We start from the raw sequence: 12,905 nt of genomic DNA on the forward strand, positions 1-12,905 counted from the left end.
GTCTCCTCCCCTAGGCGCTGACCGAGGCGGCCTTGCGGGCCGCCGCGGCGACGTCGTGGTTGGTGGACAGTTCCGGATGGTGCAGATCCAGCGCGGGGCGCTCGGAGCGGATCCGGGGCAGGGCGGTGAAGTTGTGCCGCGGGGGCGGGCAGGAGGTCGCCCACTCCAGCGAACCGCCGAAGCCCCAGGGATCGTCCACCTCGACCTTCTTGCCGTAGCGGGTGGTGATGTACACGTTCCAGAAGAACGGGATCATCGACACCGCCAGGATCATCGAGCCGATCGTGGAGATCTGGTTCATCCAGGTGAAGCCGTCCTCGACCATGTAGTCCGCGTAGCGACGCGGCATGCCGTCCACACCCAGCCAGTGCTGGATCAGGAAGGTCGTGTGGAAGCCGATGAACAGCAGCCAGAAGTGGATCTTGCCCAGGCGCTCGTTCAGCATCTTGCCGGTGAACTTGGGCCACCAGAAGTAGGTCGCCGCGAAGGCGCAGAACACCACGGTGCCGAAGATCGTGTAGTGGAAGTGCGCCACCACGAAGTAGGTGTCGGACAGGTGGAAGTCCAGCGGCGGGGTGGCCAGGATGATGCCGGTGACGCCGCCGAACAGGAAGGTCAGCAGGAAGCCGAACACCCACAGCATCGGCGTCTCGAAGGTCATCGAACCCTGCCACATCGTGCCGATCCAGTTGAAGAACTTCACGCCCGTGGGCACGCCGATCATCATCGTCATGAAGGAGAAGAACGGCAGCATCACGGCGCCGGTCACGTACATGTGGTGCGCCCACACGGTCACCGACAGGGCGGCGATCGCGATGGTCGCGTACACCAGGCCCTTGTAGCCGAAGATCGGCTTGCGGGAGAACACCGGGATGATCTCGGAGACGACGCCGAAGAACGGCAGCGCCAGGACGTACACCTCGGGGTGCCCGAAGAACCAGAACAGGTGCTGCCACAGGATCGGCCCGCCGTTCTCGGCGTCGTAGATGTGACCGCCCAGGCGACGGTCCATCCCCAGGGCGAACAGCGCCGCGGCCAGCGGCGGGAAGATCATGATGATCAGGATCGCGGTGATCAGGGTGGTCCAGGTGAACACCGGGGTGCGCCACATGGTCATGCCCGGGGCGCGCATGCACAGGATCGTGGTGATGAAGTTGACGCCGCCCATGATGGTGCCGAAGCCCTGCAGCGCCAGGCCGAAGACCCACAGGTCGCCGCCCACGCTGGGGCTGTAGGTGGTGGAGTTCAGCGGGGCGTAGGCGAACCAGCCGAAGGAGGCCGCACCCTGCGGGGTGAGGAACCCGGCGATCGCGACCAGCGAGCCGAACAGGAAGAACCAGAAGGCCAGCGCGTTCAGCCGCGGGAAGGCGACGTCGGGCGCGCCGATCTGCAGGGGCACGATGACGTTGGCGAACCCGACGAACACGGGCGTGCCGAACATCAGCAGCATCAGGGTGCCGTGCATCGTGAACAGCTGGTTGAACTGGTCCTTGGTCTCCAGGATCTGCATCCCCGGCTCGAACAGCTCCAGGCGCATGATCAGCGCCATCACGCCGGCGAGGCAGAAGAAGGTGAAGGACGCGATCAGGTACATGTACCCGATGGTCTTGTGGTCGGTGGACGTCAGCCAGTTGACGACGATGCGCCCGCGGGAGCGGGGCACGGCGCGCGGAGCAACTTGGGTCTGGTCCGCTGAATACTCGAAGGTAGACATCGGTGCTTCCCTACTGGTCGGTCTTGGTCTTGTTCGGGTTCCGGTTGTACTCGTCGCCGAGGATCCCGTGGTTCTGCGGGTGACCCTCGTCGGCGAACAGCTCCATCTGCTTCCGGTAGTCCTCCTGGGAGACCACCTTGACCTTGAAGAGCATCTCGGAGTGGTATTCACCGCACAGCTCGGCGCACTTGCCCTGGTACTCCCCCGTACCGCCGGTGGTGAAGCTCATGTAGTTGGTCTGGCCGGGGATCGTGTCCAGCTTCTGCAGGAACGCCGGAACCCAGAAGGAGTGGTTGACGTCGCGGCTCTTCAGCTGCAGCTCGACCTTGGAGTGCTCCGGCAGGTAGAGGGTGTCCAGCTTCTCTTCGACGCCCTCCTTGCCGGTCAGGTCCGCCTGCGCCCCGGAGGTGTGCACGTTGGAGTCCACGTAGTTGAAGTCCCAGGCCCACTGCTTGCCGTAGACCTCGACGGTGACGTCGGGGTGGTCGTAGCGGGCGTCCACCTCGCGCTCGACGCGATCGGAGAAGGAGAAGAGGCTGACGATCAGGATGATCGGGACCAGCGTGTAGAAGATCTCCAGCGGCAGGTGGTAGCCCACCTGCTTGGGGTACCCGGTCTCGTTCTTGCGACGCCGGTAGGCGATGATGCACCACAGCATCAGACCCCAGGTGATCAGGCCCACGGCCAGCGCCGCGATCCACGACCCGATCCACAGATCCATGATCGTGTCCACGTGGTTGGTGGTGCCCCGCTGCGTCGGCAGGAAGCCTCGCTGCGCGACGTCCGAACACCCCGTCATCAGCAGGGTGGCCGCGGCCGATGCCCCGACGACGAGCGTCTTGGTCCACCGGGAGCCGGTTCGATGCTGCGAACTCACAGACTGCCCTTCCTCTAAATCCATGCGTGTGATGCGGCGCAGGGGCGGTCCGGTGTGCCTCCCGGAGGGGAAGCCGGGACCGACCCTAGCCTGGTTTTCTCTTCAGAAGCTTACCCGCACCTGCGAGTTCGCACTGACACTGTGTCATCAGGATATCCCGTGTCGCGCGCCTCGCCCGGCTGCGACATCCCGGTCTCGAGGACCGCGCCGCCGCGTGATCCCGGGGCAGCAGCCGCACGCGAACGCGGCCCGCATCCGCCCTCCTGGGAGGGGGGATGCGGGCCACGTTACGCTCGGGAATCCGCGTGGGCGGATCAGTGGAAGGAGTCCCCGCAGGCGCAGGAGCCCTGGGCGTTGGGGTTGTCGATGGAGAAGCCCTGCTTCTGGATGGTGTCCTCGAAGTCGATGGTCGAGCCGTCCAGATACGGCACGGACATCCGATCCACGATGACCTCGACGCCGTCGAAGTCGCGCACGGCGTCGCCGTCGAGCACGCGCTCGTCGAAGTACAGCTGGTAGATCAGCCCGGAGCAGCCGCCCGGCTGCACGGCGACCCGCAGCCGCAGGTCCTCGCGGCCCTCCTGCTCGAGCAGGGAGCGGACCTTCTCGGCGGCGACCTCGGTCAGGGTCACCCCGTGGGTGGGCATCTCGGTGGCAGTCTCTTCGGTGGCGACGCTCATGGTCGTGTTCCTTTCCCGATCGGGGATCTGGCGGATCCGTCCTCGTGTTCCGAAAGCCTAGTCCGCCGTGCACCTGTGGCCAACGGCGGTGGGCCTTCCGTTTATTCCCCGGCGGCCTCGGACCCGGAGCCGTTCTCGTTCATCCGCGCCAGGAACAGCGCCTGCGCCTCGATGGCCCGGCGGAAGTCCGGGACGTACAGGGACTCGTTGGCGCTGTGGGCGCGGGTGTCCGGATCCTCGATGCCGGTGATCAGGATCGCGGCCTGCGGGAAGGTCTCGGTCAGCGAGGCGACGAACGGGATGGAGCCGCCCATGCCGGTCAGCACCGGCTGCACGCCCCAGGCCTCGCCCATCGCGGCGAGCACGGCCTGGGCCGAGGCCGAGGAGGTGTCGGCCTCGAACGGGCTGCCTGCCTCCCCCGCGTCGTAGGTCACCTGCACGCCCGCGGGAGCGTGCTCGCGCAGGTGCCGCTCCAGCAGTCGGTGGGCCTCGGCCGGGTCCTGGCCCGGTGCCAGCCGCAGGCTGACCCGGGCGCGGCAGGTCTCGACCATCGTGTTGGAGGAGTGCTCCACCGGGGTCACGTCCATTCCGATCACCGACAGCGCCGGCTGGGCCCACAGCCGCGACGTGAGGGATCCGCGCCCGGCCAGCGCCGCCTCCTCGGCCACCCCGGCGTCGGCCCGGAAGTCGGCCTCGTCGTAGTCCAGCTCCGGCTCCGGCGCGCGCACGAGGCCCTCGACGGCGACCGCGCCGTCGGCATCGTGCAGGGTGGCCAGCAGCCGGACCATCACGGTGGTCGCATCCAGCAGGGGCCCGCCGAACATCCCCGAGTGCAGCGCGTGGTCCATCATGCGCACGGTGACCGTGCCGGAGACGACCCCGCGCAGACTCGAGGTCAGGGCCGGGACCCCGGCCCGCCAGTTCGCCGAATCAGCGACGACGATGGTCTGCGCGGCCAGCTTGTCCCGATACTGAGCCAGGAAGTTCTCGAAGCTGGGCGAGCCCGCCTCCTCCTCCCCCTCGATGAACAGGGTGATGCCCAGGCGCAGGTCATCCCCGAGGGTGTCGATCAGGTGGCGCACCGAGGCCAGATGGACCATGACCCCGGCCTTGTCATCGGCGGCCCCGCGGCCGTAGAGCCGATCGCCCACCGGGGTGGCGACGAAGGGCTCGGTGTTCCACTGCTGCGGATCGGAGACCGGCTGCACGTCGTGGTGGGCGTAGAGCATGACGGTCGGATACCCCGGGGCGGCCGGTCGGGAGGCGACGACGGCGGGCATCCCCTGGGATCCGTCCGGGCGGGCGGCGGTGAGGATCTCCACCTGCTCCAGCCCGGCCTGGCGAGCCAGCTCGGCGACGGCCTCCGCGCTGCGGGACACCTGGCTGAGGTCGTGGCTCTCCCAGGCGATCGAGGGGATGGCGACCAGCTCGGTGAGCTGCTCGAGGATCCGCGGGAAGTCCTCCTCCACCGCGCGCATCAGCGCGGCGTGCTCCTGCGGGCGGTCGGCGGGCGTGTGGGGTGTTGCATCGGTGCTCATGCCCTCCAGCCTATCCGCGCCCGCCCCGCATGCACCGGCCCGGGCCGCCGCGCGGGCTTCCCACCGGCCCGCCCGGCAGGTCGTGCGCCCGGGCCGCACCGGGACGGCGGACCGGTACCATGGTCGGGTGTTCGGAAAGAAGAAGAAATCCCAGGAAGATCGGCCCGATCCCGCCCAGGAGAGCGTCCGGGAATCGCCGACCCGCCCACACGACGGCGGGCGCGGAACGACCCCCGGCAAGGGCCGCCCCACCCCCAGCCGCAAGGAGCAGGAGGCCGCCCGGCGTCGTCCGCTGGTCCCCCAGGATCGCAAGGCGGCCAAGGAAGCCAACCGCGAGGCCGCCCGCGAGGCGCGGATCCTGCAGAACCAGGCGATGCAGACCGGCGACGAACGCTACCTGCCCGCGCGCGATCGGGGCCCGCAGCGCCGCTTCGCGCGCGACTTCGTGGATTCCCGGCGCAACATCGGCGACTTCTTCATCGTCGTGTTGCTGATCCTGTTCATCGGAAGCATGTTCCTGCCGGCCCAGCAGCCCATCCTGGTGAACATCATGTGGATCCTGATCCTCGTATGGATCATCGACACCTGGCTGATGTGGCGGAAGCTGAAATCCCGCCTGGTCGAGAAGTTCACCACGGTCCAGCAGGGCTCGGCCTGGTACGCGTGGAACCGGGCCATGATGATCCGCCGCCTGCGTCTGCCCAAGCCCCAGGTCCGCCACGGGGAGCGCCCCGCCTGATCCCCGCCTCAGCGGGAGCGGCGGGGATCCCGCCGAGCCATCAGCCGGCGTAGGCCGCGGTTGATCCGGCGGACCCAGAACGGGCCCTCGTAGAGGAACGCGGTGTAGCCCTGCACGAGGTCTGCCCCGTGCTCCAGGCGCTCGTAGACATCCTGGGCCGTGGTGATGCCGCCGACCGAGACGACGGCCATGGACTCCGGGACGATGCCGCGCAGCAGATCCAGGACCTCCAGGGCCCGTCGACGCAGGGGCTCGCCGGAGAGCCCGCCCGCGCCGCGCTCGGCCACCTCCGCGGGGTCGCTGCGCAGGCCCAGGCCCTCGCGGGCGATCGTGGTGTTCACCGCGATGATCCCGTCCAGACCGACTCGCTCGGCCAGCTCGGCGATCTCCCGGATCTGCTCGTCCTCCAGATCCGGGGCGATCTTCACCAGCAGGGGCACGTGACGCCCGGCCACCCGGTCCGCCTCCTCCCCGACCGCGCGCAGCAGCGGCTCGAGGCTCTGCGCGGTCTGCAGATCCCGCAGGCCGGGAGTGTTCGGGGAGCTGACGTTCACGGCCAGGTAATCGGCCTGCGGGGCCAGGGCGCGGGTGCTCTCCAGGTAATCCGCGGTGGCCTCCTCCAGGGGCACGATCTTGGTCTTGCCGATGTTCACCCCGATCACGGGGCGGACGCGGCGTCCGCTCCGAGCCCCCTCCAGGTCCGCGTGCGCCGCGGCCAGGCGCGGGCCGATGGCCCCGGCGCCGTCGTTGTTGAAGCCCATGCGGTTGATCACGGCGCGGTCGCGCACGAGGCGGAACAGCCGCGGGCGGGGATTGCCGGGCTGGGCCTGGGCCGTGATGGTGCCGACCTCAACATGCCCGAACCCCAGATCCGCCAGCGCCGCGACGCCGGTTGCGCCTTTGTCGAAGCCGGCGGCCAGACCGAAGGGCGACGGGAAGTCCAGCCCCAGAGCGCGGGTGCGCAGCTGCGGGTGGGGGGCGCACAGGACCCGCAGGAGCCGGGAGGCGCCGGTGGCCCGGGCCGCCTTGATGCCGTCGAAGCCGATGCGGTGGGCTCGTTCGGGATCCATCCCGGAGAAGACCACGCGGAAGAAGGTCGGGTAGAAGCGCACCATGTTCATCCTCGCTCGTTATATCTCAGGTTGCAGTTGAAGGTCTGTTGTTCAATCTCAGGTGTTGCTTGAAGCCTTGTCGACGGCCGCCCCGTAGCGTCGGTCCCGCCGGGCGTACTCCTCGACCGCGCGCCACAGCACGAGCCGGTCCATGTCCGGCCAGAGCACGTCCATGAAGACCATCTCCGCGTAGGCCGACTGCCACAGGAGGAAGTTGGAGAAGCGCTGCTCCCCCGAGGTGCGCAGGAACAGGTCGACGTCGGGCACCTCGGGCTCGTCCAGGTACCGGGCGAAGGTCTTCTCCGTGACCGAGCCCGGCTTCAGGCGCCCTGCCGCGGCGTCGGCGGCGATGGCGGCGGCGGCATCGGCGATCTCGGCGCGGCCCCCGTAGTTCACGCACATCACCAGCGTGCACACCGTGTTCTCTCTGGTCTCCCGCTCGCACTGCTCCAGCTGCCGGATCACCGAGGTCCACAGTCGGGGTCTGCGCCCGGCCCACCGGATGCGCACCCCCCAGGACTTCAGGGTCTCCAGCTGGCGCTCCAGCACGTCCGTGCAGAAGCGCATGAGGAAGCTGACCTCGTCCAGGGAGCGCTTCCAGTTCTCCGTGGAGAAGGCGTAGGCGCTGACATACGGGATCCCCATCTCGATGGCCCCGGCCACGACGTCCAGCAGCGCCTGCTCCCCGGCCTTGTGGCCCTCGTTGCGCGGCAGACCGCGGGCGTTGGCCCACCGGCCGTTGCCGTCCATGACCACCGCGACGTGCTGCGGCACGAAGCGCCGGGGGATGTCCGGCGCGGTGCGACCGCTGGGATGGAGGAAGGGCTGCACCGGCTGATTCATCGAGGCCTTTCTTCCAGCAGATCGAAGGACCGGAACGCTTGGTCCAGGTGCCACTGTACCGAAGCCCGCACCAGCCGCCCGGTCCGACGACGCGAGGCATCGTCGTCCGCCGAGTCCAGCGCGGCCCAGTCACCCCGGGCCAGGGCGTCGAGGCGGTCCAGATCCCCGGCGCGCAGGGGCCGGTCCCCCGGTTCCAGGCATCCGGAGCCGACGGCGCCGCCGTCGCGCACGGACCACCCGAGAAGGTCCGCCTCACCCCCGCAGCGCACGCAGCGGTTCGTGCTGACCGACCAGCCGGCCGCTGCCAGGGCGCGCAGCAGGTAGGAGTCCAGGACGTCGCGCGGATCGTGCAGGTGCCGCGCCAGGGCCGACAGCGCCCCGGCCGTGAGGGGGAACAGCGCCGCGGCCGTGTCCTGCTCCCCCTGCCCGATGCGGTCGGCGACCTCGCAGATCGCGCTGGCCGCCACATACGCGTCCCAATCGGCCACCAGCGGGGCGGAGTAGGCCTTGACGGTCACGGCCTGGGTGATCGTGGCCAGGGAGCGTCCGGAGACGAAGGAGACGTCCGCGACCATGAACGGCTCCAGGCGCGCCCCCATCTTCGACGAGGCCCGCCGCACCCCCTTGGCCACCGCGCGCAGCATCCCGTGGTGGGCGGTGAGACCCACGATGATCCGGTCGGCCTCCCCCAGGGGGTGGGTCGCGAGGATCAGCAGCAGGTCCCGGGAGCTGCGGGCGGGGATCGCGGTCAGAGGCACGCCTCCATTCTCCCACGGCAGCCCGCTCGAGGCCGGGAGCGCAGGGTCCCGGCCGACGGCGGCCACGGCACGGGCCGATCCGAACGCCCCGACTCAGCGCAGCGCGCGGTTCACCGCGGAGACCACGGCCTTCAGCCCGGCGCGGGTGGTGTTGGCGTCGATGCCCACGCCCCACAGCACCCGATCCCCCACGGCCGCCTCGACGTAGCTGGCGGCCTGGGCGTACTCCCCCGAGCTCAGCGCGTGCTCGGAGTAGTCCAGCACGCGCACATCCACTCCCTCGCGGGAGAGGATCTGCGTCATCGCGTCGATCGGGCCGCTGCCGGTGCCGGAGCGCTCCAGGACACGGCCCCCGGCCTCCAGCCGCACCCGCAGCGTCGTGTCCCCCGTGTCTGCGGCCTCGGTGGTCATCGAGGCGATGCGGAACCGGCCCCAGCGCGCAGCCCCCGGCTCCTCGGCCGGCAGGTACTCGTCCCGGAAGATCTCCCACAGGGCGACGCTGGTGATCTCCCCGCCCTGCTCGTCGGTGCGCGCCTGGACCAGCGCGGAGAACTCGGCCTGCGCCCGCTTGGGCATCTCCAGGCCCTTCTGCCGCTGCAGCAGGTAGGCGATCCCGCCCTTGCCGGACTGGGAGTTTACCCGGATCACGGCCTCGTAGTCGCGCCCGACGTCCTTCGGGTCGATCGGCAGGTACGGCACCGCCCATTCCATGTCCGCGGGGTCCTGCCCGGTCTGCTCCGCCCGCTGGGCCATCGCATCGAAGCCCTTCTTGATGGCGTCCTGGTGGGACCCGGAGAAGGCCGTGAAGACCAGCTCCCCGCCGTAGGGGGTGCGCTCGGGCACGCGCAGCTGGTTCGCGTACTCCACGGTGTGGCGGATGTGCTCGATGTCGGAGAAGTCGATCTGCGGATCCACGCCCTGGGTCAGCATGTTCAGTCCCAGCGTCACCAGGTCCACGTTGCCGGTGCGCTCGCCGTTGCCGAACAGGCACCCTTCGATCCGGTCGGCCCCGGCCAGGTACCCCAGCTCGGCCGCGGCCACACCGGTGCCGCGGTCGTTGTGCGGGTGCAGGGACAGCACCACGTTCTCCCGGTGCTCCAGGTGCCGGTGCATCCACTCGATGGAGTCGGCGTAGATGTTGGGGGTGGCCATCTCTACGGTGGCCGGCAGGTTGATGATGACCTCGCGGCCGTCGCCGACCCCCAGCTCGGCGGCGACGGCGTTGGCGACCCGGGCCGCGTACTGGACCTCGGTGCCCGTGTAGGACTCCGGGGAGTACTCGTAGGTGATGGGCACGGCGCTGCCCAGCTGCTCCTCGTACTTGGCGCACAGCCGGGCCCCGCGCAGGGCGATGTCCAGGATCTCGTCCTGATCCGCCTGGAAGACCACCCGGCGCTGCAGCACCGAGGTGGAGTTGTAGAAGTGCACGATCGCGGAGGGGGCGCCCTCGATGGCCTCGTAGGTGCGCTCGATCAGGTGCTCCCGGCACTGGACCAGCACCTGGATCGTGACGTCCTCGGGGATGTGCCGACCCTCGATGAGGGTGCGCACGAAGTCGAAGTCCGTCTGGGAGGCCGAGGGGAAGCCGACCTCGATCTCCTTGTAGCCCATGGCCACCAGGAGCTTGAACATGGCCAGCTTGCGGTCGGTGTCCATCGGATCGGCCAGGGCCTGGTTCCCGTCGCGCAGGTCCACCGCGCACCAGCGCGGGGCCTGAGTGATGACCCGGTCCGGCCAGGTGCGGTCCGGCAGGGACACGGGCAGCTGCTCGAGATAGGGACGATACCGATGGGTGGGCATCGGGGAGGGCTGCTGGCGGTTGGGCAAGGCACTCGCCTTCTTCCTGGGTCAGGATGGGCGGTCGACGCGGGCGGCGGCTCCGCAGCGAGGGGGTCGGCCTAGGGGAAGCTGACCTCGCTGCGGCGGCTAAGGCGTCGGAGTACTGCCGTGTGCATCACATCAGCAACGTATCACCGTGCCCCGCCGCACGCCCCCTGCCCGCCCCGGAGTCCAGATAATGGACGAACCGGGACCGGCTCGGGCGTTCCCGCACCGCGCGGGCCGCCCGGGCCTAGTACCCGAAGGCCTGCTGGCAGGGGGACTCCTGCGCGGTCTGCCCGGAGGCGCCGCCGACGATCTCCTGGTCATCGGCCTTGACCTTGTCGCCCGAGGTGAAGTCCAGCCCGGGCAGCACCGCGACCCCGGCGTAGGCCTCGCTGGGCTGGATCTGCTCCGCCGCAACCCCCAGGGCCTGACCGATCTGCTCCGCCTGCTCCTCATAGCCGGTGCTGTAGTACACGGTCGTGCCGGCCAGCTGGTTCTGGGCCTGCTGGTGCGTGACCTGCGTGTAGCCCAGCTTCTCCACGAGGTCGGCCACGTGCTCCCCCTGGGAGCTCGTGCCGGTCGCATCGATCACCGAGACCGGCACGGAGCGGTCCACCGACGCCGACGGGGAGGGCTGCGCGGAGGCGGAGGCGGAGGGCTGCTCCTTCGCCGCCAGGGATCCGTCCTTGCGCAGGGTCGCGAAGACCTGCTGCGCGGAGTCGGACAGCTGCAGCTTGTTCGGGTTGGCCGGATAGGCCTCGTTCGGCACCGTCGCGAAGACCACCTTGTCCAGGTCGACGCCGGCGAAGATGCTGCCGATCGACACGAGGGTGCTGGGATCGGTCAGCCCGGAATCCACGGTCACGTTCTGCGTGATCGCCTCCGCGATCCGGTACATCGTCCCCGGGTTGGTCAGGGTCCCCTGCGCCTTGACCTTGCGCAGCAGCGAGGCCAGGAACGCCTGCTGGGCCTTGATCCGGGTGGTGTCCGAGCCGTCGCCGAAGCCGTGGCGGGAGCGCAGGAAGGACAGGGCCTGCTCCCCTTCCACCTCCGACTCCCCCTTGGGCAGCTTCAGCCCCGAGTAGGGATCATCGACCGCCTGGTCCACACAGACCTGCACCCCTCCCACCACGGAGCTGAGCTGCTTGACGGCGTTGAAGTCCACGAGCATGAAGTGGTCGATGTTGATCCCGGTGATCTTGTTGATCGTGGCCACCGAGCACCCCGGCCCGCCGTGATCCAGGGATTCGTTGATCTGGGTGTCCGGGGACTCAGGGTAGGTCTGCCCCGTCTTCTGGTTGGTGCACTGCGGGATGTCCACCATCAGGTCCCGGGGGAAGGAGACGACGCTGACGTTCTGCCGGTCCTGACTGATCTGCACCAGCATCATCACATCCGAGCGGGCCCCCGAGGAGGCATCGGCGGCGTCGCCGTAGGCGCTGTTGGCCCCGGCGCGGGTGTCCGATCCGATCACCAGGATGTCCAGGGGACCGTCCTCGAGGTTCTCGCTGCCCCCGAGGTTCAGGGCGTCGGTGCTGACGTTGTGCCGCAGCCGCAGGGCCGCGACGCCGCCGGCGCCCATCACGACCAGCAGCAGGGCGATGCAGCACAGCGCGGCCCACAGGCCGCTGCGCGAGACCAGTCCGTCGTTGCGGAAGTGCCGACCGCGGGGCACGGCGCGGACGTCCTGCTCGGGGGCGCTGGAGGTTTCTGGCACGGAGTCTCCTGGGGGAAGAGGCCGGGGTCGCGCTCGATTCTACGACGCCCGGCTGAATGCCGCCCGTGAGTCGGGATCAGAACCCCAGCCGGCCCAGGGCGCGCGGATCGCGCTGCCAGTCCTTGGCGACCTTCACGTGGATGCTCAGGTACACCTTCGCCCCCAGCAGGGGCTCGATCCCGGCCCGGGCCTTGGTGCCGATCTCCTTCAGCCGCGAGCCCCGGCGCCCGATGATGATGGCCTTCTGGGACTCCCGCTCCACGTACAGGTTCACGTGCACATCCACCATCGGGTCCTCGGCGGGGCGACCCTCCCGGTCGACCATCTCCTCGACCGTGACGGCCACCGAGTGCGGCAGCTCGTCCCGGACCCCCTCCAGGGCCGCCTCGCGCACCAGCTCGGCGATCATCACCGCCTCCGGCTCATCCGTGAGATCCCCCTCCGGGTACAGCGGCGGGGAGACCGGCAGGTGGGAGCCCAGCACCTGCGCGACCGCCTCCACCTGGTAGCCGCTGACCGCGGAGACGGGGATGACGTCGGCCCAGCCGGAGCGACCGGCATCGGACTCGGCCTTCGGCGCACCCGCGCCGGAGCCGCGGCGTCGGGCCCGACGCTGCCGGCGGGCCTCCTGCTCGGCGGCCATGGTCTCCTCGCCGAGGGCCTGCACGGCCAGCAGCTGCTCGGCCAGACGCTGCGGAGGCACCGCATCCGCCTTCGTGACGATCGCGACGACGGGCCGGTTCCCGGCCGCGGCCAGCTGCGCGGCGATGTAGCGATCCCCGGGACCGATCCGCTCATCGGCCGGCAGGCAGAACCCGATGACGTCCACCTCCGCCAGGGTCTCGGCCACCAGGTCGTTCAGCCGCTGACCCAGCAGGGTGCGCGGCCGGTGCAGCCCCGGGGTGTCGATGAGGATCAGCTGGTGCTCGGGACGGTGCACGATCCCCCGGATCGTGTGCCGGGTGGTCTGCGGACGGTTGGACGTGATGGCCACCTTCTGACCCACCAGGGCGTTGGTCAGGGTGGACTTCCCGGCATTGGGGCGCCCGACGAGCACGGCGAAGCCCGCCCGGAAGCCCTCGGGAACGGCGGCGAATTCCATG

11 protein-coding genes are annotated in these 12,905 nt (G+C 69.7%); 1 reads left to right on the plus strand and 10 read right to left on the minus strand.

The window, feature by feature from the left end:
• Nucleotides 1-10: 10 nt before the first annotated feature.
• The 4 genes from ctaD to KKR01S_RS05640 form a co-directional block, all read right to left on the minus strand.
• Nucleotides 11-1,714, minus strand: coding sequence for an aa3-type cytochrome oxidase subunit I (gene ctaD, locus KKR01S_RS05625; protein WP_061225509.1), 1,704 nt, complete (start codon nt 1,712-1,714; stop codon nt 11-13).
• A 10-nt stretch (nt 1,715-1,724) separates the two neighbouring features.
• Nucleotides 1,725-2,591, minus strand: coding sequence for an aa3-type cytochrome oxidase subunit II (ctaC, locus tag KKR01S_RS05630; protein WP_061225510.1), 867 nt, complete (start codon nt 2,589-2,591; stop codon nt 1,725-1,727).
• A 314-nt stretch (nt 2,592-2,905) separates the two neighbouring features.
• Nucleotides 2,906-3,271, minus strand: a complete 366-nt coding sequence (locus KKR01S_RS05635) for a HesB/IscA family protein (protein WP_058730862.1) — start codon at nt 3,269-3,271, stop codon at nt 2,906-2,908.
• Between the two features lie 101 nt (nt 3,272-3,372).
• Nucleotides 3,373-4,809, minus strand: a complete 1,437-nt coding sequence (locus KKR01S_RS05640; protein ID WP_061225511.1) for a dipeptidase — start codon at nt 4,807-4,809, stop codon at nt 3,373-3,375.
• Nucleotides 4,810-4,936: 127 nt separating this feature from the next.
• On the opposite strand from KKR01S_RS05640, the gene KKR01S_RS05645 reads away from it, so the two are divergent.
• Entirely contained in the window at nt 4,937-5,548 is a 612-nt protein-coding gene (locus tag KKR01S_RS05645; protein ID WP_061225512.1) for a DUF3043 domain-containing protein, read from the plus strand.
• An 8-nt stretch (nt 5,549-5,556) separates the two neighbouring features.
• On the opposite strand, the gene KKR01S_RS05650 is transcribed toward KKR01S_RS05645, so the two are convergent.
• From KKR01S_RS05650 to KKR01S_RS05675, 6 genes are all read right to left on the minus strand, one after another.
• Nucleotides 5,557-6,660 carry a quinone-dependent dihydroorotate dehydrogenase gene (locus tag KKR01S_RS05650; RefSeq protein ID WP_061225545.1) on the minus strand — a complete coding sequence of 368 codons (1,104 nt, stop codon included), beginning with the start codon at nt 6,658-6,660 and terminating at the stop codon, nt 5,557-5,559.
• A 57-nt stretch (nt 6,661-6,717) separates the two neighbouring features.
• Nucleotides 6,718-7,503, minus strand: coding sequence for an isoprenyl transferase (locus tag KKR01S_RS05655; RefSeq protein ID WP_058730859.1), 786 nt, complete (start codon nt 7,501-7,503; stop codon nt 6,718-6,720).
• The gene (gene recO, locus KKR01S_RS05660; protein WP_061225513.1) at nt 7,500-8,261 is read right to left on the minus strand and encodes a DNA repair protein RecO; all 762 of its coding nucleotides are present in this window, start codon (nt 8,259-8,261) and stop codon (nt 7,500-7,502) included. The genes KKR01S_RS05655 and recO overlap by 4 nt, the downstream gene beginning before the upstream one ends.
• Nucleotides 8,262-8,354: 93 nt before the next feature.
• A complete protein-coding gene (gene leuA, locus KKR01S_RS05665; RefSeq protein WP_058730858.1) occupies nt 8,355-10,088 on the minus strand; it encodes a 2-isopropylmalate synthase in 1,734 nt (577 codons plus the stop codon).
• 244 nt (nt 10,089-10,332) lie between these two features.
• Entirely contained in the window at nt 10,333-11,802 is a 1,470-nt protein-coding gene (locus KKR01S_RS05670; protein WP_099049732.1) for an LCP family protein, read from the minus strand.
• A gap of 76 nt (nt 11,803-11,878) precedes the next feature.
• Nucleotides 11,879-12,904 carry a GTPase Era gene (locus KKR01S_RS05675; RefSeq protein ID WP_058730857.1) on the minus strand — a complete coding sequence of 342 codons (1,026 nt, stop codon included), beginning with the start codon at nt 12,902-12,904 and terminating at the stop codon, nt 11,879-11,881.
• Nucleotide 12,905 lies beyond the last annotated feature (1 nt).

Origin of the sequence: Rothia kristinae NBRC 15354 (genome assembly GCF_001570865.1) — a bacterium.
Classification (GTDB): Bacteria; Actinomycetota; Actinomycetes; order Actinomycetales; family Micrococcaceae; genus Rothia; species Rothia kristinae.